24 protein-coding genes, 1 tRNA gene, 1 other RNA gene and 1 pseudogene are annotated in these 24,826 nt (G+C 68.6%); 25 read left to right on the top strand and 2 right to left on the bottom strand.

Annotated elements, in window-relative coordinates; genetic code table 11:
• The first annotated feature begins 1 nt into the window (after window position 1).
• The 8 genes from ABC419_RS14055 (at window position 2) to ABC419_RS14020 (ending at window position 5,168) form a co-directional block, all read left to right on the top strand.
• The gene (locus ABC419_RS14055; protein WP_412877069.1) at window positions 2-436 is read left to right on the top strand and encodes a helix-turn-helix domain-containing protein; all 435 of its coding nucleotides are present in this window, start codon (window positions 2-4) and stop codon (window positions 434-436) included.
• Window positions 436-765, top strand: coding sequence for a hypothetical protein (locus ABC419_RS14050; RefSeq protein WP_412877070.1), 330 nt, complete (start codon window positions 436-438; stop codon window positions 763-765). Before ABC419_RS14055 ends, ABC419_RS14050 begins: the two co-directional genes overlap by 1 nt.
• Window positions 765-1,043: a hypothetical protein gene (locus tag ABC419_RS14045; protein ID WP_412877071.1), complete on the top strand. Its 279-nt coding sequence runs from the start codon at window positions 765-767 to the stop codon at window positions 1,041-1,043. Before ABC419_RS14050 ends, ABC419_RS14045 begins: the two co-directional genes overlap by 1 nt.
• Window positions 1,043-1,450 carry an ASCH domain-containing protein gene (locus ABC419_RS14040; protein ID WP_412877072.1) on the top strand — a complete coding sequence of 136 codons (408 nt, stop codon included), beginning with the start codon at window positions 1,043-1,045 and terminating at the stop codon, window positions 1,448-1,450. The genes ABC419_RS14045 and ABC419_RS14040 overlap by 1 nt, the downstream gene beginning before the upstream one ends.
• Window positions 1,447-2,679, top strand: coding sequence for a BCS1 and AAA domain-containing protein (locus ABC419_RS14035; protein WP_412877073.1), 1,233 nt, complete (start codon window positions 1,447-1,449; stop codon window positions 2,677-2,679). The genes ABC419_RS14040 and ABC419_RS14035 overlap by 4 nt, the downstream gene beginning before the upstream one ends.
• A 214-nt stretch (window positions 2,680-2,893) precedes the next feature.
• Window positions 2,894-3,925: a DUF5131 family protein gene (locus ABC419_RS14030; protein WP_412877074.1), complete on the top strand. Its 1,032-nt coding sequence runs from the start codon at window positions 2,894-2,896 to the stop codon at window positions 3,923-3,925.
• Window positions 3,922-4,116, top strand: a complete 195-nt coding sequence (locus tag ABC419_RS14025; RefSeq protein ID WP_412877075.1) for a hypothetical protein — start codon at window positions 3,922-3,924, stop codon at window positions 4,114-4,116. The genes ABC419_RS14030 and ABC419_RS14025 overlap by 4 nt, the downstream gene beginning before the upstream one ends.
• A 5-nt stretch (window positions 4,117-4,121) precedes the next feature.
• Entirely contained in the window at window positions 4,122-5,168 is a 1,047-nt protein-coding gene (locus tag ABC419_RS14020; RefSeq protein ID WP_412877076.1) for a tyrosine-type recombinase/integrase, read from the top strand.
• 49 nt (window positions 5,169-5,217) lie between these two features.
• Here the strand turns inward: ABC419_RS14020 and ABC419_RS14015 are convergent.
• Window positions 5,218-5,293: transfer RNA gene (locus ABC419_RS14015), tRNA-Ile, on the bottom strand.
• 189 nt (window positions 5,294-5,482) lie between these two features.
• Between ABC419_RS14015 and ABC419_RS14010 the strand changes: the two genes are divergently transcribed.
• From ABC419_RS14010 to ABC419_RS13935, 16 genes and pseudogenes are all read left to right on the top strand, one after another.
• A complete protein-coding gene (locus tag ABC419_RS14010; RefSeq protein WP_412877077.1) occupies window positions 5,483-6,241 on the top strand; it encodes an SIMPL domain-containing protein in 759 nt (252 codons plus the stop codon).
• A gap of 151 nt (window positions 6,242-6,392) precedes the next feature.
• Window positions 6,393-8,192, top strand: a complete 1,800-nt coding sequence (gene sppA, locus ABC419_RS14005) for a signal peptide peptidase SppA (protein ID WP_412877078.1) — start codon at window positions 6,393-6,395, stop codon at window positions 8,190-8,192.
• Window positions 8,193-8,313: 121 nt separating this feature from the next.
• The gene (locus tag ABC419_RS14000) at window positions 8,314-8,637 is read left to right on the top strand and encodes a hypothetical protein (protein ID WP_412877079.1); all 324 of its coding nucleotides are present in this window, start codon (window positions 8,314-8,316) and stop codon (window positions 8,635-8,637) included.
• A 25-nt stretch (window positions 8,638-8,662) separates the two neighbouring features.
• Window positions 8,663-9,424 (top strand): N-acetylmuramoyl-L-alanine amidase, encoded by a 762-nt coding sequence (locus ABC419_RS13995; RefSeq protein ID WP_412877080.1) that lies wholly within the window; start codon window positions 8,663-8,665, stop codon window positions 9,422-9,424.
• Between the two features lie 235 nt (window positions 9,425-9,659).
• Window positions 9,660-10,038, top strand: an RNA gene (rnpB, locus tag ABC419_RS13990) — RNase P RNA component class A.
• A gap of 521 nt (window positions 10,039-10,559) precedes the next feature.
• A complete protein-coding gene (locus ABC419_RS13985) occupies window positions 10,560-11,036 on the top strand; it encodes a division/cell wall cluster transcriptional repressor MraZ (RefSeq protein WP_291777851.1) in 477 nt (158 codons plus the stop codon).
• Entirely contained in the window at window positions 11,033-11,995 is a 963-nt protein-coding gene (gene rsmH / locus ABC419_RS13980; RefSeq protein ID WP_412877081.1) for a 16S rRNA (cytosine(1402)-N(4))-methyltransferase RsmH, read from the top strand. The genes ABC419_RS13985 and rsmH overlap by 4 nt, the downstream gene beginning before the upstream one ends.
• Window positions 11,992-12,378, top strand: coding sequence for a cell division protein FtsL (gene ftsL / locus ABC419_RS13975; protein WP_412877082.1), 387 nt, complete (start codon window positions 11,992-11,994; stop codon window positions 12,376-12,378). The genes rsmH and ftsL overlap by 4 nt, the downstream gene beginning before the upstream one ends.
• Complete coding sequence (locus ABC419_RS13970) at window positions 12,375-14,153, top strand: peptidoglycan D,D-transpeptidase FtsI family protein (protein ID WP_200166068.1); 1,779 nt, start codon at window positions 12,375-12,377, stop codon at window positions 14,151-14,153. Before ftsL ends, ABC419_RS13970 begins: the two co-directional genes overlap by 4 nt.
• Complete coding sequence (locus ABC419_RS13965; RefSeq protein WP_412877083.1) at window positions 14,150-15,607, top strand: UDP-N-acetylmuramoyl-L-alanyl-D-glutamate--2,6-diaminopimelate ligase; 1,458 nt, start codon at window positions 14,150-14,152, stop codon at window positions 15,605-15,607. Before ABC419_RS13970 ends, ABC419_RS13965 begins: the two co-directional genes overlap by 4 nt.
• The gene (locus tag ABC419_RS13960) at window positions 15,600-17,042 is read left to right on the top strand and encodes a UDP-N-acetylmuramoyl-tripeptide--D-alanyl-D-alanine ligase (RefSeq protein WP_412877084.1); all 1,443 of its coding nucleotides are present in this window, start codon (window positions 15,600-15,602) and stop codon (window positions 17,040-17,042) included. The genes ABC419_RS13965 and ABC419_RS13960 overlap by 8 nt, the downstream gene beginning before the upstream one ends.
• A gap of 12 nt (window positions 17,043-17,054) precedes the next feature.
• On the top strand, window positions 17,055-18,164 hold the full coding sequence (gene mraY, locus ABC419_RS13955) for a phospho-N-acetylmuramoyl-pentapeptide-transferase (protein WP_412877085.1): 1,110 nt from the start codon (window positions 17,055-17,057) through the stop codon (window positions 18,162-18,164).
• A gap of 4 nt (window positions 18,165-18,168) precedes the next feature.
• On the top strand, window positions 18,169-19,689 hold the full coding sequence (gene murD / locus ABC419_RS13950; protein WP_412877086.1) for a UDP-N-acetylmuramoyl-L-alanine--D-glutamate ligase: 1,521 nt from the start codon (window positions 18,169-18,171) through the stop codon (window positions 19,687-19,689).
• The gene (gene ftsW, locus ABC419_RS13945) at window positions 19,686-20,867 is read left to right on the top strand and encodes a putative lipid II flippase FtsW (RefSeq protein WP_046653161.1); all 1,182 of its coding nucleotides are present in this window, start codon (window positions 19,686-19,688) and stop codon (window positions 20,865-20,867) included. The genes murD and ftsW overlap by 4 nt, the downstream gene beginning before the upstream one ends.
• 151 nt (window positions 20,868-21,018) lie before the next feature.
• Window positions 21,019-22,110 (top strand): annotated as a pseudogene (gene murG / locus ABC419_RS13940) (undecaprenyldiphospho-muramoylpentapeptide beta-N-acetylglucosaminyltransferase); the annotation flags it as partial.
• A gap of 173 nt (window positions 22,111-22,283) precedes the next feature.
• On the top strand, window positions 22,284-23,411 hold the full coding sequence (locus ABC419_RS13935) for a mechanosensitive ion channel family protein (RefSeq protein ID WP_125901524.1): 1,128 nt from the start codon (window positions 22,284-22,286) through the stop codon (window positions 23,409-23,411).
• Between the two features lie 4 nt (window positions 23,412-23,415).
• On the opposite strand, the gene ABC419_RS13930 is transcribed toward ABC419_RS13935, so the two are convergent.
• Window positions 23,416-23,877, bottom strand: coding sequence for a hypothetical protein (locus ABC419_RS13930; protein WP_412877087.1), 462 nt, complete (start codon window positions 23,875-23,877; stop codon window positions 23,416-23,418).
• 84 nt (window positions 23,878-23,961) lie between these two features.
• Between ABC419_RS13930 and ABC419_RS13925 the strand changes: the two genes are divergently transcribed.
• Entirely contained in the window at window positions 23,962-24,822 is an 861-nt protein-coding gene (locus ABC419_RS13925; protein WP_412877088.1) for a WecB/TagA/CpsF family glycosyltransferase, read from the top strand.
• The last annotated feature ends 4 nt before the right edge of the window (window positions 24,823-24,826 follow it).

The raw sequence follows: 24,826 nt of genomic DNA, 5'->3' as shown, positions 1-24,826 counted from the left end.
CATGACCCTCGACCTGTCCACTGCCATCGACCCGACCGACCTGGCGATCGGCGCACGCATCCGCAGCCGCCGCGAGGCCCAGCGGATCACGCAGGCCCAGCTGGCCGCTGGCTCCGCCGTCACCTTCCAGCAGATCCAGAAGTACGAACGCGGCGTCAACCGCGTCTCGGCCGCCCGCCTGCTCCAGATCGCGGCCGTGCTGAAGACGACCGGCGCGGACCTGCTGGGCGAACTGGAGACCGACGCCGACGACTTGGCGCTGGCCACCCCCGGCGCTATGGCGCTGCTGGCCGCCTTCCGCCGGATCGAGAGCGGCGAGACCCGCGATGCGGTGCTGACCATCGTTCAGTCGCTGGCCGCCGCCGATGCGCCCGCGCTGGGCCGCATCCCGTTCGACAACGCCGCCCGCAACGGCCAGCGCATGGTCGCCAACTGATGCGCGCGCCCGATCACATGCGCCTAGAGAACCAGACCCGCGACGCCGCCAAGCGGCTGACCCGCACCGCCGCTCTCCCGTCCCTGACGGCGGTTCTGAACGCCCAGGAAGGCCTGGGCGTCGGCGTGGCCTGGGCGGCCGAGGATATGACTCTCGGCGAGATCGAGTTCGTCGCCTACATCCTGCTCAAACAGCTGTCCGAGAATCGGGCCGAGGGCGCGCAAAACGGCTGCGAAGACTGCGCCGCCGCGAAAGGCCGCATCGATCTCGCGGTCGCCGCCCTGCTGCCCGGCTTCCTGCCGGGCATGCCCACGACGGGGCGCTGCTGATGCCCAAGGTCGCGACTATCAACTACGGCTTCGGCATCGCCCGGCTCTGGGGAGACTTTACGGCAGAGACCGTCGAACGGGTCTTCTACAAACACGCCAACCAGTGCTTTGGCATTCGAAAATCCATCAGCTGCTGCACCGTCACCTCGATCAAGGATGACGAGTTCCCCAAAGTGTTCGGCGTCAAGCCTGACCGCATCGCCGTCGTGCTGATGCACAGCGGCGACACGATCGTCTGGGGTCGCAGCGGCAAGAAGATCAAATCGGAGTTCGATTGATGGTCGCCTATTCGTTCAAAGGCCGGTTCGAACCCCGCATCCAGGCGCGCACGAAGCAACAGACGATCCGCGCCGTCGGCAGGAAGCGCCACACGCGGCCGGGCGAGCGCATGACTCTGACGACGGGCGACCGCTTCCATCCGCGTCTGATCGGCGAGGTGGTCTGCCAGTCGGTCGTTCCGATCCAGATGGACCTCGCCGTCGGGTCGGTCATGCTGGACACGGCCTTCGCACATCCGCCGCGCCTGATCACGGCCGTTGCCGATCTCGACGCCTTCGCCGTCCTGGACGGCTTCGACGACTGGGCCGACCTGGTCGCGTTCTGGAAACAGACGCATCCGAGCGCGCATCACAGCTTCGCTGGCCTGTGCATCAGCTGGGGCCAAACCTTCAAGGTGGCATCATGACGGCGCTCGCCATGCTTGCCGAAAACCAGCTGCTTGTCGGCCTGGTCGGTGCGACGGCGACCGGCGCTGCGCTCTTCGCCCTGCGCCAGGTCCCTATCAAGATCGGCGTCGCCCTTCGCGAGGCCTTCAGCACCACGCTCACGATCGACAGCGACGACTCTTCATACGCGCACGTCAGCGTCTGGCTGGCCCAACAGGACGCGGCCCGCAAAGCCCGACGCCTGATGATGGCCGAGGCCTATGACTATGAAGAGGGGCGTTGGTCGCTCCAGATCACGCTGGGCGCGGGATGGCACCTCGTCATGGTCGAGGGCCGCCCCTTGCTGGTCCATCGCCACGTCCAGGAAGCGGACAGCCTAGGCAAGGCGCTGGGCGGCGGAAGGCAGCAGCGGCTGACCCTGATCACGCTGGGCCGAAACCAATCCGCCCTGCGCGCCGTCGTGGCGGACGCAGAGCGGCGCTATCAGGGCTTTGGCATGGTCTCGGTGATGTTCTGGGCGGGCGGCTGCTACGAAGTCGCTGACCGCCGCCCCGTGCGCGATCTGGACACCATCTTCATTCCGGCTGCGCAAAAGCGCCGGCTGGTGGATGACCTCACGACCTTCGTGGCCTCGCGCGAACTTTATCGGCGGCGCGGCGTGCCGTGGCGGCGCGGCATCTTTCTGGAGGGGCCTCCCGGCACCGGCAAGACCAGCCTGATCCAGGCGCTCGCGGGCCTGATCGGCCGGTCGGTCTATGTCGTCAACCTCAGCAGCCTGAGCGGCGACAACGACCTGGTCCGCGCCGTCAACCAGGTGGGTTGGGACGGCGTGTTGGTGATCGAGGACATAGACGCGGTCAAGGCCAGCCAGGACCGCGTGACGCCCAACAACGCGGTCGCGGCCGCGCCGGGCGGACCGGTGGCGGAGCCGCGCGGCGTGACCCTTTCGGGCCTGCTGAACGCCATCGACGGCCTGACGGCGCGTGAGGGACGCATACTGTTCATTACGTCGAACCATCCCGACAAGCTGGACCCGGCCCTGATCCGGCCGGGCCGGGTGGACCGCCGCGAACACATCGCCAAACTCACCAGAGGCGACGCCTGGGCGATGTTCCTGGCCTATCGGCCCGAGGGGACGGAAGGCGAGTTCGATCGCCTGTGCGGCCTCGATCTGCCGATTTCCGCCGCCGACATGCAGGGCCGGCTGCTCTCGGCGCCGACCGTCGAGATCCGCGAGGTCGCAGCGTGACCCGGCAGGATCGAACGACCACGCGCGGCGCCTACGACCGCATGGTCAAGGCCTGGTCCCCACCCAAGGCAAAACGCGCCTGCGCCCGCGACCCCAAGGCCGGACCGGGGTCGTGCGGCCATTGGTGGGAGGGATGTCCCAAGGCGGAAGAGCGCGGGTGTTTCCTCGCGCACATGAAGGCCTGGGCCGCTGGTCCACGTCGGGGCTCTGCGTCATGAGCAAGATCGAATGGACCGAACGGTCCTGGAACCCGATCATCGGTTGCGCCATCGTCTCGCCGGGCTGCACCAACTGCTACGCCATGCGGATGGCGCATCGTCTCGGTCAGAACCCGATGACGCCTAACTATGCGGGCCTGACCCGCGTCGTGAACGACAAGCCGGTCTGGACGGGCGAGATCCGCCTCGCGGGTCATGACGCCATCACGGCGCCGATGAAGCGCAAGACGCCGACCACCTGGTTCGTCAACTCCATGTCGGACCTGTTCGCGGAGGGGGTGAAGGCCGATTGGCTGGACCAGATCTTCGCCGTCATGGCCATGTCGCCCGCGCACACCTATCAGGTCCTGACGAAGCGCCCGGAGAGGATGCAGGCCTATCTGACCGACCGGGATATGCCGCGCCGGGTCTGGCAACACGCCTTCCGCCTGGTGTCGGCCGATATGGGTCACGACGGCGTGTCGCGCTGGGAAGATGGATTGGACAAGGCCTTCCCCCTGCCCAACGTGTGGCTGGGCGTTTCGGCCGAGGACCAGCGCCGCGCGGATGAACGCATTCCGATCCTGCTGGACACCCCCGCGGCCATTCGCTGGGTTAGCGCCGAACCCCTGCTCGGCCCCCTTGATCTGAAGGCCTGGCTTTGGACCACGGTCGTGAAGCCCGCGACCTGCGGCCCGACCGTCATAACAGGCACGTGGAGCGCCCTTCGCCCGTCGCTCGACTGGGTCGTGCTGGGCGGCGAGAGCGGACCCAATGCCCGGCCTATGCACCCTGAATGGGCACGACAACCCCGCGATCAGTGCGCCGCCGCCCGCGTGCCCTTCTTCTTCAAACAGTGGGGCGAATGGGAGCCGCGCGAAACGTGGGAGCCTGGGTCGCGCCGCCAGCGCGCGATCATGCTCGACGGCACACCCGTGCCGGACGATATCGCGCCCCAGGACGTCGGCGGGCATCGCTTCGTCCGCACTGGCAAGAAGGCCGCTGGACGCCTGCTGGACGGCGTTCAGCACGACGGTATGCCGGGATGACCAGCCGTGTCGCCTTCACCGCAGCGGACATCAAACGCGCCATGGGCGTGATGGAGAAGTGCGGCCATCAGGTCGCCGCCGTTGACTTCCCGAAGGAAGGCGGCTTTCGCTTGGTGTTGGGCGACCGGATGGAGGCCGCCGCAGCAAAGGCGACCGGGCGGAACGAGTGGGATGACGTTCTGCCCCAATGAACGGCATGGCGACCATCGAACTGGCCTATGTCCAGCGGTTCAAGGACCGCCATGGGCGGATACGCCACTATTACCGGCGCAAGGGGTACGCCACCGTCGGCCTGCCCGGCGATCCGGGCTCGGTCGAGTTCATGGCCGCCTATGCCCAGGCACACGGCCGCGCGCCAAAGGCCGACCCTGCGACCAAGGTCCAGCCGCGCTCGATCAACCACCTGATGGTCGAATACTATCGCTCGGCCGACTTCCTGGACCTGGAGCCGGCGACCCAGAAAACCTACCGTCAGATCCTGGACCGTTTCCGGGCCGGAGTATGGGGCGGCCGGTCTGCCGTCTCGATCGAGCCGCAGCACCTGAACGGCATTTTCCACCAGATGGCCGACAAGCCCGGCGCCCAGCGCAATCTGCGCAAGCGGCTGATGAAGGCCTTCGCCGTCGCCGTCGATCTGGGCTGGCGCAAAGACAACCCGGTCCGCGAGACCAAGTCCAGGAAGCGCAAGTCCAAGGGCTTCATCCCGTGGTCCGAGGCCGAGATCGCCACGTTCGAGGCCAAGTGGGGAGAGGGGACGCGCGAACGCCTGGCGCTCTGTCTGCTGCTTTACACCGGCGTGCGCCGATCCGACGTCGTCGGCATGGGCCAGCAGCACGTCAAGAACGGCCGGATCGCCGTGACCCAGGACAAGACGGACGTGCCGATCTGGATTCCTGTCCACCCGCGCCTGAAGGCCGAGATCGCCCGCCACGGCGCCGGGATGACCTTCATCCTGACCCAGTACGGCAAACCCTTCTCGCCAGCCGGCTTCACCAGCTGGTTCGTGGAGCGAGCGGTGCTCGCAGGCGTGCACGGCCGCACGCCTCACGGACTGCGCAAGGCGGCAGGCCGTCGGCTGGCCGAAGCGGGCGCGACAACCAAGGAAATCGCCGCCGTTCTAGGCCACACCAGCCTGGACGAGGTCGAAACCTATACGCGCTCGGCCGACCAGGCGAAGCTGGCCGACACGGCCATCGCCAAGCTCAAGAAGGCCGAAAAGAGAACACCCCGTGTCAAACCCTGAGTGTCAAACCTTCTAAACCCCTTGTTTTCATTGCAGAAAACATAGGGGGTGGTAGGCCCGGAGGGACTCGAACCCCCAACCAGACCGTTATGAGCGGTCGGCTCTAACCATTGAGCTACGGGCCCCCGAAGCACAGCAGGCAGTGCCTAGCAGGCGGCGCGTCGGCTGCAAAGCCGCCTCGGACCTGTCGCGCTTTTCACGCCGATGAACGGAACCTGCACAGGGGGCTTTTGCGTTCGTTCAGCTTGAAACGGTCAAGTTAGGCCGTGGCTGGCGAACACGTCCGCCCAAACGAATTCGACGGAGACCTCGTAATGACCCGCACCGCACGCGCCCTGATGCTGGGCACGGCCCTGATGACCTTGGCGGCGCCGGCCGTCGCGTCCGCCCAATCTCAGCCCGGCGGCTCTTCCCCGATGCAGGTGCACGCCATGGCTCAACAACCCGCCCTGAACCTGTCGGCCTATGGGGAGGTCAAGGTCGCGCCGGATCAGGCGACGATCAACTTCGGCGTGGTGACCGAGGCCCCGACGGCCCAGGAGGCCATGGCCCAGAACGCCCAGCAGATGACCCGCGTGGTCGCCGCCCTGCGTCGCGCCGGGATCGCCGAGCGCGACATCCAGACCTCGGGCCTGAACCTGTCGGCGCAATACGACTATCAGCAGAACGAGCCGCCCAAGCTGCGCGGCTATCAGGCTTCGAACCGCGTCACGGTGACGATCAACGACCTGAGCAAGGTCGGGACGACCGCCGACGCCGTGGTCACGGCGGGCGTCAATCAGATCGACGGCATCGGCTTCGGTCTGAAGGATCCGAAGGCGGCCGAGGATCAGGCGCGGGTGCTGGCCGTGCGCGCCCTGCAGGACAAGGCGCGTCTGTACGCCCAGACCCTGGGCGTCGACCTGGGGCCGGTGCGCTCCCTGACCGAGGGCGGCGGCTATGCGCCCGAGGTGCGCCCGCAGGCCATGTACGCCCGCGTCGCCATGGACGCCGGCGGCGCCTCGACCCCGGTCTCGGCCGGCGAGCTGACGGTCCGCATCGACATCAGCGGAACCTACGACATCGGCCGCTGATCGCGACCTTGCGATGAATGAGAAGGGCTCGCCGGCGACGGCGGGCCCTTTTTGATGGGTTTATTACCGTCCGTTCATTTGACGCGCCGGGCGCGGCCTCTATCCTCACGCTTGGCCGCCTCTGGCCGCGATCCTGGACGTCCGCCTTTCCATGAAGCAGTTCTTCCTCACCATGCTGGGCGTTTTCGCCGGGCTTGTGGCCTTCTTCGTCGTTTTGCCTGTGGTGGCGCTGATCTTCTTCGCCATGGCGGCCGGCGCGTCCAAGCCTTCGACGCCCGCGCACACGGTGCTGGAACTGGACCTGCGCAGCGGCCTGACCGACCAGACGCCGACCAACCCCTTCGCGGCCTTCAGCGGCCCCAGCCTGTCGGTGGTTCAGGTCGTGGACGTGCTGGCTCAGGCGGCGGCCGACGACAACGTCAAGGTGCTGCTGCTGCGCGCGCCCGAAGCGGGCATGACGCCCGCCTCGGCCGATGAAGTGCGTCAGGCGATCGCCCGCTTCCGAGCCTCGGGCAAGACGGTGATCGCGCACAGCCAGGGCTTCATGCCTGTGGGCGCCGTGATGTCCAGCTATATGGTCGCCTCCAGCGCCGATCAGCTGTGGCTGCAGAACACCGCCGGCTTCCAGGCCGTGGGTCTGGCGGCGGACAGCGTCTTCCTGGGCCGCGCCTTCGAGAAGTATGGCGTCAAGGCCGACTTCGAACAGCGCTACGAATACAAGAACGCCGTCAACGAATATACGCAGAGCGACTTCACGGCCCCGCACCGCGAGGCCATGCTGGCCTGGATGGGCTCCATCTACGACAGCGCCGTCGCCAGCATCGCCCGCGATCGCAAGACCACGCCCGAGGCCCTGAAGGCCATCGTCGAGGCCGGTCCCTATACGGCCGATCAGGCCCTGTCGCTGAAGCTGGTCGACAAGATCGGCCAGGTCGAGGAAGCCGAGGCCGCCGCCAAGACCAAGGCGGGCAAGAACGCCAAGATCGTGAAATTCGGCGAATACGCCTCGCTGAAGGGAATGCGCACGACCTCGGGTTCGGGCTCGGCCAAGTCGGCCATCGCCATCGTCAGCGGCGAGGGCGCCATCATGACCGGCCGCGGCGCCAACGACTCGCCCTTCGGCGGCGGCTCCATGATCCGTTCAGACGACACGGCCAAGGCCATCTATGAGGCCATCGAGGACAAGGACGTGAAGGCCATCGTCTTCCGCGTCTCGTCGCCGGGCGGTTCGCCGGAAGCGTCGGAACAGGTTCTGGCCGCCGTGCGCGCGGCCAAGGCGGCGGGCAAGCCGGTGGTGGTGTCCATGGGCGCCTATGCCGCGTCCGGCGGCTACTGGATCAGTTCGGAAGCCGACTGGATCGTGGCCCAGCCCTCGACCCTGACCGGCTCGATCGGCGTGTTCGGCGGCAAGTTCGTGCTGGCCGATGCGCTGGGCCGCTTCGGCGTGGACATGCGCGGCCTGTCGGTCGGCGGCGACTACGCCGACGCCTTCTCGCCGACGCAGGGCTTCGACCAGGGGCAGCGCGCGGCCTTCGCCGCCTCGATGGACCGCATCTACGAAGAGTTCGTCGCCCGCGTGGCCAAGGGCCGCAAGCTGCCGGTCGAGCGCGTGCGCGAGATCGCCAAGGGCCGCGTCTGGACCGGCGCCCAGGCGCACGGCCTGGGTCTGGTCGATCAGCTGGGCGGTCTGGAAGAGGCCGTGGCCAAGGCGCGCCAGCTGGCCAAGATCCCGTCGTCCGAGACCGTTCGCTTCAAGCGCTTCCCGCAACCGCAGACGCCTTGGGAGGCCCTGGCGACCGCCTTCGGCGCCTCGGGCCAGGCGGCTGAGGCCATGGTCAAGGTCGGTCAGGTGATGGGCGATCCCGCCGCCCAGGCCATGCTGAACCGCGTCGAGACCGACCGGATGCGCAGCCGCGGTTCGGTGGTTCTGGCGGATCAGCCGGCCTTCTGAAGCGTCGCCGGGACAACAAAAGTGACTGGTGCGTGATGTCGCAGTGCATTGACCGTTCAGGTCGATGGACCGACATTGCGCCTGAGGCGTTCATCAGGACGCTGAGAGAGGCTTTGAGTTCATGATCAACTCCGACCCGATGAGCCAGCTGGGTTTCAATGCGCGCCGTCGGCCCGGTTCCGGCCTGCTGGCGCCCTTCGTCTGGGTCGCGGGCCTGATCGCCACCGCCCTGGCCGTCACGGTCGGCGCCCTGCTGGCCGTCTTCACCGCCGCCGCCGTGGCCATGATCGCCCTGGTGGCGGGCGTGCTGGTCTTCTTCGCCGGTTTCGCCCTGCGCGCCCGTCGCGCCATGACGGCGCGTCGTCGTCGCGACGACGGCGTCATCGACGCCAAGAAGGTGGGCGACACCTGGGTGGCCTACGGCTGGGAAAAGGACGGGCGTTGATCGCCCGCCTCATGAGCCTTCGGCCATGACCGTCTACCCCGACGCGCCGTCCCCGAACTTCGACGCCCGGCGCGGCCCGCCGGACATGCTGGTGCTGCACTATACCGGCATGGAGACGGCCGAGGCGGCGATCGCCCGCCTGCGCGACCCCGAGGCCAAGGTCTCGGCCCACTATGTGGTCGATGAGGACGGCTCCATCCTGCGGCTGGTGCCGGAAGAGCGCCGGGCCTGGCATGCCGGGCGCGGCGCCTGGCAGGGTGAGACGGACGTCAACGCCGCCTCCATCGGCATTGAGATCGTCAATCCGGGCCATGAGTTCGGCTATCGCCCGTTCCCCGAGCCGCAGATCGAGGCGGTGATCGCCCTGACGGCGGACATCCGCACCCGCTGGTCCATCCCCGACGCCCGCATCATCGGCCACTCCGACCTGGCGCCTGAGCGCAAGCAGGATCCCGGCGAGCTGTTCCCGTGGAAGCGATTGGCCGAGGCGGGACACGGCCTGTGGTTCGATCCGGCGCCGGAACGCATCGGCGCCCTGGGCGCGCCCCTGTCGCCGGGCGACGAGGGGCTGGGCGTCATCGTCCTGCGCTCGGGCCTGCACCGGCTGGGCTACGGAGTGCAGCCGGGCGGGGCCTATGACGAGGAAACCCGTCTGACGGTCGAGGCCTTCCAGCGCCACTGGCGGCCGGATCGGGTGGACGGCGTGGCCGACGGCGAGACGCGGGCGCGTCTGGTCGGCCTGCTGCAACTGGCCTCGGTCGAGAGCGTCACCGGCGTTCTGGATTAAGCGACTCTTCTCCCTCCCCTTCATGGGGAGGGTGGTCGCGCAGCGACCGGGTGGGGAGGGTAGGGCTACATGCGCCGGTCGTCTTATTCATTGTCCGCCGTGGGTTTGTCGTCTCGCCGCCCCCACCCGGTTTTCGCCCTTCGGGCTCAACCACCCTCCCCATGAAGGGGAGGGAGAGTGTCAGCGCGCTTGTCTCACATTGACCTTGCGCTCATTCGCGCGCATCTAGCGCTCGCCAGACGGCCGGGCGGTCGCGGCGGGGGCTTGCTCCTGTCGAGGAAAGTCCGGGCTCCACGGTGAAAAGGCGGCGGGTAACGCCCGCCCGGGGCGACCCGAGGGATAGCGCCACAGAAAGCAAACCGCCTGGGCTTCGGCTCAGGGAAGGGTGAAAGGGTGGGGTAAGAGCCCACCGCGTCGGCGGCAACGTCGACGGCATGGCAAGCCCCGCCTGGAGCAAGACCAAATAGGGACATCGCGCGGGGCTCGCTCCGCAGGGTTCACCGCCCCAGATGTCCGGGTAGGTCGCGAGAGCCGTCCAGCAATGGGCGGCCCAGAGGAATGATCGTCGCCGCTTTCGGGCGGAACAGAACCCGGCTTATAGGCCGTCTGGTGTTTATTTCAGGGGCGACTGACCCTCTCCCGGCGGGAGAGGGCTTGAGCTTCGGAGAGCCGAAGGCGATCCGCCAAGCGACCCGGAGGGCGGCGCGTAGCAGTCAAAGGGTGAGGGGCTTGTCCTGTCAGTCGGCGTAAGCCGTTGCGTTGACGCTTAGCCACGGCCTTCGGCCGACTTCACCCGCGAACCCTCACCCTTTCGCCTGTTCCAATCGCTTCGCTCTTGGAGGCTCAAGCCCTCTCCCATCGGGAGAGGGCGGCCTGTTAACCATTCCGTTGAAATCAAGGCGTTAGAACCCGTCCACAGGCTGTGAATACTTATTTTGTTCTTTGTATGTTCTGATTTTACAGTCCTGACGACGCTGATCGAACCGCAAATTAGGTTAAAGGGCGTCAACTAATCCCATTGAGGCCCATTCTGTCCCATGCTATCCCAATGGCTCATGAGTAGGGGCTACGGCCCGGCGCGTGGGCTTTTTCAACGGATTTCAGGGACGGGCCGCAGGGTTCGATTGGGCAGGGCGTGTTTCTCTCGACCTACGAGAAGCAGCTGGACGGCAAGCGCCGTCTCCTGATCCCTCAGGAATTCCGCACGGCCGAGAACGGCGCCGAGCACGGCGTCTTCTGCTTTCCCTCCATCGAAGCCGATTGCTTGGAAGCGGGCGGCGACAAGCTGTTCGCCGAGTACCGCGCGGTGATCGAAAGCCTGCCGTTCGGCGATCCCTACCGCTCGGCCCTGGAGGCTTCGATCTTCGGCGAGCAGAAGCCGCTGGCCTATGACTCCGGCGGGCGCATCACCCTGCCGGAACATCTGTGCGCCGAGGTCGACCTGTCGGACACGGTCGTCATCTACGGCGTCGGCGAGCGCTTCCAGATCTGGAACAAGGACAAGTGGGCCGCGCACCGCGCCGAGCAGCGCCGCATGGCGCGCGAGGGCCTGAAACAGTTCGGCGAGATGCGTCGCCAGGCGATGGCCGCCAAGAACGGAGGAGCGGCATGACCTCTCCGCACGCGCCCGTTCTGCTGGCCGAGGTGATCGAGGCGCTGGCGCCCAAGGCGGGCGATGTCGTCATCGACGCCACCTTCGGCGCGGGCGGCTATACACGCGCTATCTTGGAGCGCGGCGCGGATGTGGTGGCGCTGGACCGCGACCCGACGGTGCAGCCGTTCGCCGAGGCCGTGGCGCGCGACTTCCCCGATCGCTTCCAACTGATCCGCACGCCGTTCTCAGGGCTGGCCGAGGCGTTCGAGGAGAGCGGCAAGGCCAAGCTGGACGGCGCCGTCTTCGACGTCGGCGTCTCGTCCATGCAGCTGGATCAGGCCGAGCGCGGCTTCTCCTTCATGCGCGACGGGCCGCTGGACATGCGGATGTCGGATGAGGGCGCGACCGCCGCCGACATCGTCAATACGTGGGATCACGGGCCGCTGGCCCATATCTTCAAGCTGTACGGCGACGAACGCCAGTCGGGCCGGGTCGCCACCGCCATCCTGCGCCGCCGGGTCGAGCAGCCGTTCACCCGCACGCTGGATCTGGCCGAGGTGGTGGAGAAGGCTCTGGGCGGGCGTCGCGGCGCCGCCATCCATCCGGCCACGCGGGTGTTTCAGGCTCTGCGCATCGCCGTCAACGACGAGCTGGGCGAGCTGGAGTGCGGTCTGGAGGCGGCCGAGGCGACCTTGGCGCCCGGCGGGCGACTGGTCGTCGTCACCTTCCATTCGCTGGAAGACCGCATCGTCAAGGCCTTCCTGACCGAGCGCACCGGCAATGCGCCGGGCGGGTCGCGCCATGCGCCGGTCGCGGTCGAGACGCGCAAACCCAGCTTCGACCTGATGTTCAAGGGCGCGCGCGAGGCGGGCGAGGCCGAACTGGCCGCCAACCCTCGCGCTCGCTCGGCCAAGCTGCGCGCAGGCGTTCGCACCAGCGCACCGGCCTGGGGCGCGGTGAAGGGGAGGGGCGCATGATGGCCGTGCCCGCCCCCATCAAGCGCCTGTTCGAGTGGAAGGTGCGCGGCGTGCGCTGCGTCGAGATCATCGGCGTGGCCTGCGTCCTGGCCCTGGTCTTTTCGGTCTATATCGCCAAGGCGGCCGCCGCCCGCGAAAGCGCCGAGATCAGCAGCCTGGAGCGCGACATCCGCGAGAACCGCGAGCGCGTTCGCCTGCTGCGCGCCGAGGTCACGCGCCTGGAGCAGCCCGCGCGGCTGGAGGCCCTGTCGCGCGAGATCGGCCTGGGTCCGGTCGATGTGAAGAAGCAGGCGGGCGAGGCGGCCCTGCCCGCGATCGCGCCGCCGCCGGCTGAAAAGCCCGCCGCCGCATCTGCGGTCCCTGCTGCGGAGGCCGTGCAATGAGCGTGCATGACCATCACGGCATGGGCTATCGCGGCCGTCCGCAGGCGACCTTCGGCGGCGCCGTCTCGGCCTGGGGGCGGTGGGTCGCCTCCCTGGTGTGGAACCTGGAGCATTCGTTCGAGCGCGCCCGCGCCGACGCCCGCCCGGAAGAAGACACCCGCGTCCGCATCTTCCTGATCATGGCCGCCTTCTGCGTCGTCTTCTCCTGCCTGGCTCTGGGCGCGGCGCACGCCGCCCTGCTGACGCCGCGCGGCGGAGCGGGGGCGGGCTTCAACCCCGGCGCCCTGACGCGCGCCGATCTGGTGGATCGCAACGGCCAGCTGCTGGCGACCAACATCACCCACTACGGCCTCTATATCGACCCGCGCGAGGTCTGGGACATTCCGGCCGCCAAGGCCCAGCTGCGCCGCGCCCTGCCGCGCATTTCCGCCGCGCGTCTGGACCGGGTGCTGAGCGGCGAGCGTCGTCTGATCGCCCTGAACGGCCTGACGCCGGCCGAGCGCCGGGCGGTCCACGCCCTGGCCCTGGGCGGGGTGACGTTCGAGCCGGAAGACCGCCGCGTCTATCCGCTGGGCAGCTCGGCCGTGCACCTGATCGGTCGTTCGGACACGGGCGGCCAGGGCGTCGCGGGCGCCGAGCTGGCCTTCGACCAGGAGATCCGCGCGGCGGGCGCCGCCAGCGAGGACTTCCCCCTGTCGATCGACCTGCGGGTGCAGGGCGTGGTCGAAAACGAACTGGCGATCGCCGCCGAGGAGCATAAGGCCAAGGGCGCCGTCGCCGTGGTCGCCGATGTGCAGACGGGCGAGATCCTGGCCATGGCCTCGTGGCCGACCTATGACGCCAACCGCCGCAACGCCGCGCCGGAAGAGGCCACGCTGAACCGCGTCGTCTCGGCCCACTATGAGATGGGTTCGGTGTTCAAGAGCTTCACCGTCGCCGCCGGCATCGACACCGGCCGGGCCGACATGAACACCCTGTTCGACGCGTCTCAGGCGCTGCAGATCGGCAAGCGCCGCATCACCGACTTCCACGCCACCAACAAGGTGCTGACGCTGGAGGAGGTCTATCTGCATTCGTCCAACATCGGCACCTCGCGACTGGCGGTCGAGATGGGCGGTGATGTGATGCGCGACTACTTCCGCCGTCTGGGCCTGCTGGACGCCGCCCCGATCGAGCTGAAGGAATCCGCCGCCCCGCCCAAGGTGAGGAAGTGGGACGACAGCACCCTGGCGTCGCTGTCCTTCGGCTACGGCATCATGGTCACGCCGATCCAGTATGTGTCGGCTTATGGCGCGCTGGTGAACGGCGGACGCTATGTGCCGCCGACGCTGCGCAAGGGCGGCCGTCCGAACGCACAGACGCATCAGGTCATTTCGCCGGAAACCTCGGCCAATATGATTGATCTGATGCGCCGCAACGTCACGCGCGGTTCGGGCCGGTTCGCCGATGCGCCGGGTCTGCGCATGGGCGGCAAGACGGGCTCGGCCAACAAGCTGGTCAACGGCCGCTACAACCCGGCGGTGGCCGTCGGCTCCTTCGCCGGGGTCTTCCCCGCCGACGGGCCGGTGGACGCCAAGCGCTACACCGTCTTCGTCCTGATGGACGAGCCGGGCGTCTATCCGCGCACCGGCGGCTATGTCGCCGCGCCCGCCGTGGGCCGCATCGCCGCCCGCATCGCCGGCTTCCTGGGCGTCGAGCGCAAGGCCGACCGCTGGTCCACCGCGCTGGGCGAAAAGATCCCCGAGTTCCAGGACGTGGAGGGCGACGGCCGATGAGCCAGCTGCGCCTTTCCGAACTGCTGCGCCGGGACGTGGCCTCGGATCCTGAGATCACCGCCGTCACCGCCGACAGCCGTCAGGTCGTGCCCGGCGCCCTGTTCGTCGCCCTGCCGGGGACGCAGGCCGACGGCCGCGCCTTCATTCCGCAGGCGCTGGCCAAGGGCGCGGCGGCCGTGCTGGCGCCGTCCGACACGCCTGCGGGCGCGGCGCCGGTTCTGGTCGGGTCGGGCGACGTGCATCGGGCCTACGCCATCGCCGCGCGCGCCTTCTACGGCGCCCAGCCGCGCACCTGCGTCGCCGTGACCGGCACCAACGGCAAGACCTCGGTCGCCAACTTCTGCCGCCAGATCTGGGCCGGCATGGGCCTGAAGTCGGCCAGCATGGGCACCCTGGGCGTCGTCGGCCAGAAGGGCGACAAGACCTACGCCCTGACCGGCCCCGGCCTGACCAGCCCCGACGCCGCCGAGGCCGCGCGCCTGCTGGCCGAACTGGCCCGCAAGGAGGTGACGCACCTGGCGCTGGAGGCCTCGTCCCACGGCATCGACCAGCGCCGTCTGGACGGGGTGGCGATCAAGGCGGCGGGCTTCACCAATCTGACCCAAGACCATCTCGACTATCACGGCACGATGGACGAGTACCGCGCCGCCAAGATGCGCCTGTTCGAGGCCCTGCTGCCGCGCGGGCGCACGGCGGTCCTGAACGCGGATTCCGACGCCTATTCGGCCTTCGCCTCGGCCTCGATCATGGCGGGTCTGGGCGTGATGGGCGTGGGCGAGCGCGGCCGCGACCTGACCCTGCTGGCGCGCCGGGCGACGCCGGAGGGTCAGTGTCTGACCCTCGACGTGCGCGGCCGGGTGCATGACGTCCTGCTGCCGCTGGCCGGGGCGTTTCAGGCGTCGAACGCCCTGGTGGCGGCGGGTCTGTGCATCGCGGGCGGCGAAGACCCCGACCGCGTGATCCCGGCGCTGGAGCTGATTCAGGGCGCGCAAGGCCGCCTGCAACGCATCCCCGGCGGGGCGCGCGGCGGCGAAGTGTATGTCGACTACGCCCACACGCCCGATGGGCTGGAGACGGTGCTGAACGCGCTTCGTCCCCATGCGACGGGCCGCCTGATCGTCGTCTTCGGCGCGGGCGGCGACCGCGACCGGGCCAAGCGTCCGCTGATGGGCGAGATCGCCGGGCGTCTGGCCGATACAGCCATCGTCACCGACGACAATCCGCGTTCCGAAGACCCCGCCGCCATCCGCGCCCAGGTGCGCGCAGGCTGCCCCGACGCGCTGGAGATCGGCGACCGCCGCGAGGCCATCCGCCACGCCGTCTCCCTGATGCGCGAAGGAGATGTGGTCGTGATCGCCGGAAAAGGGCATGAACAGGGACAGATCGTCGGCGGGGTCGTGCATCCCTTCGACGACGCCGCCGAAGCGACCGAAGCCCTGAAAGACCATGCCTGACGCACACACGCCGCTCTGGACCGCCGAAGCGATCGCCTCGGCGACCGGAGGACGGCTTCATGGACCCGACGCCACTGTCTCGGGCCTGACTTACAACAGCCGCGAGATCCAGCCGGGCGACCTGTTCCTGGCCCTGCACGGCGCGCGCGACGGGCATGAGTTCGCCGCCGCCGCCTTCACGGCGGGCGCGACGGTCGCGCTGGTCGACCGGCCGGTCGAGGGCGGGCCTTACGTTCTGGTTCCCGACACCCTGAAGGGGCTGGAGGCGCTGGGCGTCGCTGCGCGCGACCGCGCCCGCCTGCGCGGCGCCGTCACCGGCAGCGTCGGCAAGACCAGCGTGACCCAGGCCATCAAGGCGGGCCTCGATCTGGCGGGATCAAGCCACGCCTCGATCAAGAGCTACAACAACCATATCGGCGTGCCGCTGACGCTGGCGCGGATGCCGCAGGGCACGGACCGCGCCGTGTTCGAGATCGGCATGAACCATCCGGGCGAGATCGGGCCGCTGTCGGCCTTCGTGCGCCCGCACGCCTCCTGCGTCACCACGGTCGGGCCGGTGCATATCGAAGCCTTCGCTGACGGCGAGGCGGGCGTGGCGCGCGAGAAGGCCGCCATTTTCGAGGGGCTGGCGCCGGGCGGGATCGCCGTGGTCAACGCCGCCGACGCCCATGCCGACATCGTGCGTCAGGGCGCGGAAAAGGCCGGGGCCGTGGTGCGGACCTTCGGCCATGACGCGGGCTGCGACGCGCGCCTGCTGGACTTCGTCGCCGACAGCGAGGGCGCGACCGTCACCGCCGAGCTGGACGGGCGCCGCATCGAATACCGGCTGGCCCAGTCGGGCGTGCACTGGGGGCTGAACAGCCTGTGCGTCATCCTGATGCTGCAGGCGCTGGACGTGTCGCTGGAGACGGCGCTGCAAGCCTTGGCGGGCTTCCAGCCTCTGGCCGGGCGCGGGCAGATGAAGGCTGTCAAAGTTCCTGGTGGGACGTTCACCCTGATCGACGAGAGCTACAACGCCAATCCGCTGTCGATGAAGGCGGGCTTCGTCAGTCTGGGCGCCAAGCCGGTGGGGCAGGGCGGTCGCCGCGTCGTGGTGCTGACCGACATGCTGGAGCTGGGCGAACACAGCCGCACCCTGCACGAAGGGCTGGCTCCCGCCATCGTCGCCGCCGGGCTGGACCTGGTGCACACGGCCGGACCGCAGATGCGCCTGCTGCATGACGCCCTGCCGCCGTCGCTGCGCGGCGAATGGCGCGAGACGGCCGCCGAACTGGCCGCCGAGGCCGCCCTGCTGGTGCGGCCGGGCGACGTGGTCATGGTCAAGGGCTCGAACGGGTCGAAGGCCTCGCTGGTCGCGGCCGCGCTTGCAAATCTCGGCGTGGACGAACAAGGCAACAATCCCTCAAGCAGCGGCGCGCCGCGCGCGACGCGATAGGGTCACTCAAGAATGTTCTATCTGCTCTATCTCTATTACGCGGACGTCGCTCAGGAATATCCGCTGCTGCACCTGATCCAGTATCAGACGGTGCGCGTGGCCCTGGCCATGGCTACGGCCATGATCGTGGCGGTCGCCATGGGCAGCCGCTTCATCAACTGGATCCGCGCCAAGCAGGGCCGGGGCCAGCCGATCCGCGACGACGGCCCGGTGTCGCACCTGTCCAAGGTCGGCACCCCCACCATGGGCGGGCTGATGATCCTGGCGGGCATCGGCGTGGCCGTGCTTCTGTGGGGCGACCTGACCAATCCCTATATCTGGATCGTCTCGGGCGTGACCGCGGCGTTTGGGGTGCTGGGCTTCATCGACGACTACGCCAAGGTGACGAAGCAGACCTCGGCCGGGCTGACGTCCAAGCAGAAGCTGCTGGCCCAGACGATCGTGGCCGTGATCGCCGGCGTGCTGACCGTGCTGTGGATGACCCAGTCGCCGACCTCGCCGGGGCTTGAGACCTCGATCGCCTTCCCCTTCCTGAAGGCGGTGCTGCTGAACATCGGCTGGTTCTATGTGGCGTTCGCCGCCTTCACCATCATCGGGTTCTCGAACGCGGTGAACCTGACGGACGGGCTGGACGGCCTGGCCATCGTGCCCGTGATGATGGCGGCGGGCGCCTTCGGCATCATCAGCTACCTGGTCGGCAACTTCCTGTTCGCGGACTATCTGCAGGTCCACCACGTGCCGGGCGCGGGCGAGCTGGCCATCTTCTGCGCCGCCATCATCGGCGGGGGCATGGGCTTCCTGTGGTACAACGCCCCGCCGGCCAAGATCTTCATGGGCGACACCGGCTCGCTGGCCCTGGGCGGCGCCCTGGGCTCGATGGCCGTGGCGACCAAGCACGAGCTGGTGCTGGGCATCGTCGGCGGCCTGTTCGTGGTCGAGGCGGCCTCGGTCATGATCCAGGTCGGCTACTTCAAGCTGACCGGCAAGCGCATCTTCCTGATGGCGCCGATCCACCACCATTTCGAGAAGATGGGCTGGCCGGAATCGACCGTCGTCATCCGTTTCTGGATCGTCGCCGCCATGCTGGCGCTGCTCGGTCTGGCCACGCTGAAGCTGCGTTGAGCCGATGATCCCCGTTCCCGGCTTCGAGGGGCGTCGCGTTGCGGTCTTCGGCCTGGGGCGGTCGGGGATCACGGCGGCGCGCGCGTTGCAGGCGGGCGGGGCCGTCCCCGTGCTGTGGGACGACGGCGTCTCGGGCCGCATGCAGGCCGAGGCCGAAGGCTTCCTGGTCGAGGATCTGACCCGCGCCGACTGGTCCGGGTTCGCCGCCCTGGTGCTGTCGCCGGGCGCGCCGCTGACCCATCCCAAGCCGCACTGGAGCGCCCTGCGCGCCCATGAGGCGGGCGTGCCGGTCATCGGCGATGTGGAGCTGTTCGCGCGGGCGCTGACCGCCTTGCCGCCGGGGGATCGGCCGCGCGTGGTCGCCATCACCGGCACCAACGGCAAGTCGACGACCACGGCCCTGATCGGCTGGGTGCTGAAGCAGGCGGACCTCACCGTCCACATCGGCGGCAATATCGGCATCGGCGTGCTGGCCCTGCCCGAGCCGACGGCGGACGCGGTCTATGTGATTGAGGTGTCATCCTATCAGTTGGACCTGACGACGAGCTTCGCGCCGGACGTGGCGATCCTGACCAATGTGTCGCCGGACCATCTGGACCGCCACGGCGGGATGGAGGGCTATGTCGCCGCCAAGCGTCGGATTTTTCAGGCGCAGGATGATGAGGCGCTGGCGCTGGTCGGCGTGGATGAAGAATGGGGCCGGAAGGCTGCGGCGGATCTGCGCGCGCAGGGGCGGCGGGTTGGGACGGTGCTGAGTCTTCCTTCTCCCCTTGTGGGAGAAGGTGGATCGCGCAGCGAGACGGATGAGGGGTTGCTCCTCGTGTCCGGCGGCAGGGCTGTGGTTTCAGTTGGCGAGACCCCTCATCCGAGCCCTTCGGGCCCACCTTCTCCCACAAGGGGAGAAGGGTATGGGGCGGCGGCGGGCGTGTTGACGGCGGGCGGCGAAATCCTGGCCGATCTGACCGCCGCGCGGTCCTTGCCGGGTCGCCACAACGCCCAGAATGCGGCCTTCGCTTACGCCACGGCGCGAGCGCTAGGCGTGTCGCACGAGGCGGCGGTCGAGGGTCTGCTGAGCTTCCCAGGCCTGTCGCACCGGATGGAGGCCGTGGGTCGTCTCGGCGGCGTACGCTTCATCAATGACTCCAAGGCCACTAACGCCGACGCCGCGCGGCAGGCGCTGGCCTCATACCCGGCCGTCTTCTGGATCGCAGGCGGCAAGGCCAAGGACGGCGGCATCGACGCTCTGCGCGACCTCTTCCCGCGCGTGACCAGGGCCTATCTGATCGGGGAGGCGGCGGACGCCTTCGCCGTCACTCTGGCCGACACCCCGCACGTCGTGGCCCATACGATGGAGCGGGCCGTCGAACTGGCCGCCGCCGACGCGGCTGCGGCCGGGGGCGAGCAGGTGGTCCTGCTGTCGCCCGCCTGCGCCAGCTTCGATCAGTTCCCCGATTTCGAGGTCCGGGGCGAGGCGTTCCGCGCCGCCGTCCTGGGCCTGGGCGCACGGCCGGAGCCCGCCGCATGACCCACAACAGCTACAGCCATCCCTTTTCGCGCAATGACCAGAGCCTGATCGCGCGCTGGTTCTGGACGGTGGATCGCGGCCTGCTGGGCGCGGCGCTGACGTTGGTGGGGCTGGGCGTGGCGCTGAGCTTCGCCTCCAGCCCGGCGGCGATCCTGGCTGATGAATCGATCAGCGATCCCTTCCACTATTCGTGGCGGATGATGGTCTTCTCGACCATGGGGCTGATCGCCATGCTGAGCGCCTCGCTGCTGTCGCCGCGCGGGGTGCGGCGGATCGCGGTGCTGGCGCTGTTCTGCGCCATCGTGGTCATGGCGGCCCTGCCCTTCATCGGCGACACGGTGAAGGGGGCGGCGCGCTGGATCAATCTGGGGCCGTTCAGCCTGCAGCCGTCCGAGTTCGCCAAGCCGGGCCTGATCGTCTTCGCCGCCTGGATGTTCGCCGAGGCCCAGAAGGGCGAGGGCGTGCCCGGCGTCAGTATCGCCTTCGGCCTGTGGGCGCTGACGGTCGGCCTGTTGCTGATCCAGCCGGATATCGGCCAGACTCTGCTGATCACCACCACCTTCATGGCCGTCTTCTTCATGGCCGGGGTGCCGCTGAAGTGGGTGGCGGCCCTGGCGGCGGTCGGCGCGGGCGGGGTGGTGTCGCTGTATTTCATGTTCAGCCACATGCGCGACCGCCTGAGCCGTTTCCTGTCGCCCGAGACGACCGACACCCACCAGATCGACCGCGCGTCCGAGGCGATCCGCGCCGGGGGCCTGGTCGGGCGCGGCATCGGCGAGGGGGTGATGAAGCGCCACGTCCCCGACCTGCACACCGACTTCATCTATTCCGTCGGGGCCGAGGAGTTCGGCCTGGTGCTGTCGCTGATCATGATCGGGCTTTACGCCTTCATCGTCATTCGCGGGATGCGCAAGGCGATGAAGCTGAACGACTCCTTCGAACAGACGGCGGCGGCGGGGCTGTTCATGCTGATCGGCCTGCAGGCGTGCATCAACATCGCGGTGAACCTGAACCTGATCCCGACCAAGGGGATGACGCTGCCCTTCATCAGCTACGGCGGGTCGTCCATGATGGCCATGGGGCTGACGATGGGGTTCGCCCTGGCCCTGACCCGACGCCGTCCGGGCGCCTATGAATTGGGGTCGAACGTCAACCCGCGTCGCCGCCTGCTGCCGTGAGACTCGTTTTTTCTTCGTCATCCTCGGGCTTGTCCCGAGGATCCAGAGACGCGACCTCGCCAGGCGGCCGCGCCGTGTTCTTACTTTCAACGCTGGTGTTTATGGATTCTCGGCACAAGGCCGAGAATGACGGATGAAATTGACTGAACCCATGAATTCCCGAGCCAAGGTCTGCGTCGTCGCCGCCGGGGGCACCGGCGGCCATATGTTCCCCGCCGAGGCGCTGGCGCGCGAGATGGCGGCGCGGGGCTGGCGCGTGGTGCTGGCCACCGACAGGCGCGGCGAGCAGTACGCCCACGCCTTCCCCGCCGAAGAGCGGCTGGCGCTGGATGCGGCGACCGGGCGCGGCCCCATCGGCCTGATGAAGGCGGGACTGGCGATCCTGAAGGGCGTCGGCCAGGCCAAGGCGGCGTTCCAGCGCACGGGCGCGGACGTGGTGGTGGGCTTCGGCGGCTATCCGTCGGCGCCGGCCCTGCTGGCGGCGGTGACGACGCGCCGCCCGACCGTCATCCATGAGCAGAACGCCGTGCTGGGCCGCACCAACCGCTATCTGGCGCCCAGCGTGGGCGTGATCGCGGCGGCCTTTCCGACCCTGGGCCGGGCGCCGGACAAGCTGAAGGACCGCGTCCAGCTGGTCGGCAATCCGGTGCGGCCGGACATCCGCACCCTGTTCGACCGGGCCTATGCCGCCCCGGTCGAGGGTGGGCCGATCCATGTGCTGGTGACAGGCGGCAGTCAGGGCGCCCGCATCCTGTCCGAGACCACGCCGCGCGCGCTGGCGGCCCTGCCCGAGGCCATCCGCAATCGGTTGAAGGTGCAGCAACAGTCGCGGCCCGAGACGCTGGAGGCCGCGCGCCAGATCTACCTCGACGCCGGGATCGAGGCCGAGGTCGCGCCCTTCTTCCGCGACATGGCCGACCGGCTGTCCAAGGCGCATCTGGTGATCGGACGCGCGGGCGCCTCGACCTGTTCGGAGCTGGCCGTGGCGGCCCTGCCGTCGGTCCTGATCCCGCTGAAGATCGCGATGGACGACCACCAGACGCTGAACGCGCGGGCTCTAGCCGAGGCGGGCGCGGCGAAGGTGATCGCCGAGGACGACCTGACCGTCGAGACGCTGACGACCGCCCTGACCGCCATCCTGTCCAATCCTGCGGCGCTGGCGGCCATGTCGGCGGCTGCGCGATCCGTGGCGATCCCGGATGCGGCGCAGCGGCTGGCGGATCTGGTGGAGCAGGCGGCCAGCTCAGATCCTTCTCCCCTTGGGGAAGAAGGTGGGCGGCGAAGCCGCTCGGATGAGGGGACGTATCCTCCATTCGCACGGGTTGATGTGGGCGTGCGTCATTTGGCGTCCCCCTCATCCGTCTCGCTGCGCGAGCCACCTTCTCCCCCGGCGGGGAGAAGGGCTATGGTCCGCCCATGCCTCAGTTCGTCACCAACCTGACCAACACCATCTTTGCGCTCTGGCGTCAGTTCCACTGGCTGCCGGAATGGGCGGTGGTGTCGATCATCACCGTGGTCTTCGTCTTCATCGGCTGGGCAGCCAATCAGGTGGTGTTCGCCCTGCTGAAGCTGGCGGTGCGCAACCGTGACGACTTCTGGAAGGGGATGCTGAAGCGCGCCCGGCTGAAGGTGCGGATCGCGGTGATGATCATCGCCCTGGCCCTGGCCGTCACCGTGTCGCCGCTGGACCCCGAACCGTCGCTGTTCATCCGGCGCAGCCTGCTGTTCGGCTTCATCCTGGTGTGCGGCTGGATGCTGGCGGGCGCGGTGGACATGGGCGCCATCGTCCACCTGAAGAAGTTCAACATGGAGGCGGAGGACAACCTCTACGCCCGCAAGCACGTCACCCAGACGCGCATCCTGCAACGGGTGGCGGCCATACTGATCGGCCTGATCACCCTGGGGCTGGCGCTGCTGACCATTCCCGGCGTCAAGCAGTGGGGGCTGTCGCTGCTGGCCTCGGCCGGGGTGGTCGGCATCGTCGCCGGTCTGGCGCTGCAACCCTTCCTGACCAATCTGATCGCGGGCATCCAGATCGCCACCGCCCAGCCGATCCGCCTGGACGACGCCGTCATCGTCGAGGGCGAGTGGGGCCGGGTCGAGGAGATCACCTCGACCTATGTGGTGGTCAAGCTGTGGGACTGGCGGCGCATGGTCCTGCCGCTGACCTACTTCATCCAGAAGCCGTTCCAGAACTGGACGCGCGAGGATTCGCGCCTGATCGGCGTGTCCTTCCTCTATGTGGATTACGAGGCGCCCATCGACCGGCTGCGGATCAAGCTGGAGCAGATCGCCCACGCCTCGCCGCACTGGGACGGCGACGTGGTGGCCTTGCAGGTCACGGACGTCACCGAGCGGACGGCCCAGGTGCGCTGCCTGACCAGCGCGCGCAACGCCTCGGTCGCCTTCGACCTGAGGGCCGAGGTGCGCGAGAAGATGCTGGCCTTCATGCGCGACGAATGCCCCGAGGCCCTGCCGCGCGACCGGATGGATTTCGACCGCGACGCGCGACGCGGTTTGCGCCTCAAGACTGAAGAGGCCTGATCGGTCAGGGCTTCAGCCTGGCGCGGCCGATCCACACCGCCGCTCTGGCCGAGGTCGCCTCCACCGCAGGGAAGGCCTCGCCGCAGGCCGTGGCGGCCAAGGCCGAGGCGTCCTGGCTTGGGGCTATGACGGCCGGCGGCGAGCGTTCGGGCGTGACAGGGCCTTCGGTCCCATCAGCGCGCAGGGAGGCGAAGTCCAGCCGGTCCGCTGTCCAGGCCGCGCAGTCGAAACGCCACCAGGACCAGCCGCCGACGTAGGCGACGCCGCCGATCAGCATGTCCTCGCGGCTGACCTGCAACGACCTCATTCTGACCGTGTGCGCGCTCCGCTCAGGCTCCGTCGTGATGGAGGCGATGTCGGCGAAGACGGCGAACCGGCTACTGCCGGTAAACGCCAGTTGCGCAGAAGGCGGTGCAACCTCCACGACGGGCGCGGGCGCGGGCGCGGGCACGGGAATGATCAGCATGGTCGCTCCAGATGCGCAGGGCGTTTGTTTGGATTAACCCTGTCCGCATACCCGACGTTGAAACGGCCACGCTAGACAGCTTGCATGCATCACGCGCCTTCCGATCCGGATTCCGCCCGTTCGTCGCCTGATCGGCGGCGCGTCCCGCGCCGATCGTTTCGTCAGGCGCGCCGGACGGAGGAGCGCATCCGCCTGCTGGGCGAGTCGGTCGACCTGGTTCGTCCTGATGAGGTGCTGCTGCACGTTGAACGCAGCGTGGAGGCGGGCGCGCAGAGCGTCGTCGCCAACCACAATCTGCATAGTCTCTATCTGATCCGGCGCACGCCGGGGATGCGGCGCCTGTACGATGCGGCCGACCTGATCGAGCTGGACTCGACGCCGCTGATCCATTTCGCCCGTCTGCTGGGCCATCCCGCGCGGCCGCAGCACCGCTGCACCTATCTGGACTGGCGCGATCATTTCTGGAGCCTGGCCGACCGCAAGGGCTGGCGCGTCCTCTATGTCGGCGGCGAGGACGGCGTGGCCGAAGAGGCGGCGCGGCGACTGACGACCCGCTACCCAGGCGCGATGGTGAAGGGGCTCAGCGGTTATTTCGACGCCACGCCGGGATCGTTGGGCAATACGGCGGTGCTGGCGGCGATCAAGGACTTCGCCCCGCACGTGCTGTTCGTCGGCATGGGCATGCCGCGCCAGGAGCTGTGGATCGCGGACAATCTGGCCTCTCTGCCGCTGGTTCCGATCCTGCCGGTCGGCGCCGCTTTCGACTATGAGGCCGGGGTGCAGAAGGCCGCGCCGCGCTGGATGGGGCGGCTGGGCGTCGAATGGCTGTTCCGCCTGTTCGCCGATCCGAAGCGGCTGTTCGCGCGCTACTGCATCGAGCCGTGGTTCCTGATCGGACCCGCTCTGGGCGACGTGCGCGCGGCCATGCGGCGCAGGAAGCGCTGAACCG

The sequence above is a fragment of the Brevundimonas phoenicis genome (assembly GCF_047237745.1).
Classification (GTDB): domain Bacteria; phylum Pseudomonadota; class Alphaproteobacteria; order Caulobacterales; family Caulobacteraceae; genus Brevundimonas.
Note: the sequence above shows the minus strand (reverse complement) of the source record. Positions and strands in the feature narration are given on the sequence as shown.

Bases quoted from the DNA above. Each gene is read 5' to 3' on its own strand.
- ABC419_RS13970 (WP_200166068.1), top strand. From the start codon at position 12,375: ATGAGCGTGCATGACCATCACGGCATGGGCTATCGCGGCCGTCCGCAG.
- mraY (WP_412877085.1), top strand. From the start codon at position 17,055: ATGTTCTATCTGCTCTATCTCTATTACGCGGACGTCGCTCAGGAATAT.
- sppA (WP_412877078.1), top strand. From the start codon at position 6,393: ATGAAGCAGTTCTTCCTCACCATGCTGGGCGTTTTCGCCGGGCTTGTG.
- ABC419_RS14030 (WP_412877074.1), top strand. From the start codon at position 2,894: ATGAGCAAGATCGAATGGACCGAACGGTCCTGGAACCCGATCATCGGT.
- ABC419_RS13935 (WP_125901524.1), top strand. From the start codon at position 22,284: ATGCCTCAGTTCGTCACCAACCTGACCAACACCATCTTTGCGCTCTGG.
- ABC419_RS14000 (WP_412877079.1), top strand. From the start codon at position 8,314: ATGATCAACTCCGACCCGATGAGCCAGCTGGGTTTCAATGCGCGCCGT.
- ABC419_RS13925 (WP_412877088.1), top strand. From the start codon at position 23,962: ATGCATCACGCGCCTTCCGATCCGGATTCCGCCCGTTCGTCGCCTGAT.
- ABC419_RS14055 (WP_412877069.1), top strand. From the start codon at position 2: ATGACCCTCGACCTGTCCACTGCCATCGACCCGACCGACCTGGCGATC.
- ABC419_RS13965 (WP_412877083.1), top strand. From the start codon at position 14,150: ATGAGCCAGCTGCGCCTTTCCGAACTGCTGCGCCGGGACGTGGCCTCG.
- ABC419_RS14010 (WP_412877077.1), top strand. From the start codon at position 5,483: ATGACCCGCACCGCACGCGCCCTGATGCTGGGCACGGCCCTGATGACC.
- ftsL (WP_412877082.1), top strand. From the start codon at position 11,992: ATGATGGCCGTGCCCGCCCCCATCAAGCGCCTGTTCGAGTGGAAGGTG.
- ABC419_RS14035 (WP_412877073.1), top strand. From the start codon at position 1,447: ATGACGGCGCTCGCCATGCTTGCCGAAAACCAGCTGCTTGTCGGCCTG.
- ABC419_RS14050 (WP_412877070.1), top strand. From the start codon at position 436: ATGCGCGCGCCCGATCACATGCGCCTAGAGAACCAGACCCGCGACGCC.
- ftsW (WP_046653161.1), top strand. From the start codon at position 19,686: ATGACCCACAACAGCTACAGCCATCCCTTTTCGCGCAATGACCAGAGC.
- ABC419_RS13930 (WP_412877087.1), bottom strand. From the start codon at position 23,877: ATGCTGATCATTCCCGTGCCCGCGCCCGCGCCCGCGCCCGTCGTGGAG.
- ABC419_RS13995 (WP_412877080.1), top strand. From the start codon at position 8,663: ATGACCGTCTACCCCGACGCGCCGTCCCCGAACTTCGACGCCCGGCGC.
- ABC419_RS14045 (WP_412877071.1), top strand. From the start codon at position 765: ATGCCCAAGGTCGCGACTATCAACTACGGCTTCGGCATCGCCCGGCTC.
- ABC419_RS13960 (WP_412877084.1), top strand. From the start codon at position 15,600: ATGCCTGACGCACACACGCCGCTCTGGACCGCCGAAGCGATCGCCTCG.
- ABC419_RS14040 (WP_412877072.1), top strand. From the start codon at position 1,043: ATGGTCGCCTATTCGTTCAAAGGCCGGTTCGAACCCCGCATCCAGGCG.
- rsmH (WP_412877081.1), top strand. From the start codon at position 11,033: ATGACCTCTCCGCACGCGCCCGTTCTGCTGGCCGAGGTGATCGAGGCG.
- murD (WP_412877086.1), top strand. From the start codon at position 18,169: ATGATCCCCGTTCCCGGCTTCGAGGGGCGTCGCGTTGCGGTCTTCGGC.
- ABC419_RS14020 (WP_412877076.1), top strand. From the start codon at position 4,122: ATGGCGACCATCGAACTGGCCTATGTCCAGCGGTTCAAGGACCGCCAT.
- ABC419_RS14025 (WP_412877075.1), top strand. From the start codon at position 3,922: ATGACCAGCCGTGTCGCCTTCACCGCAGCGGACATCAAACGCGCCATG.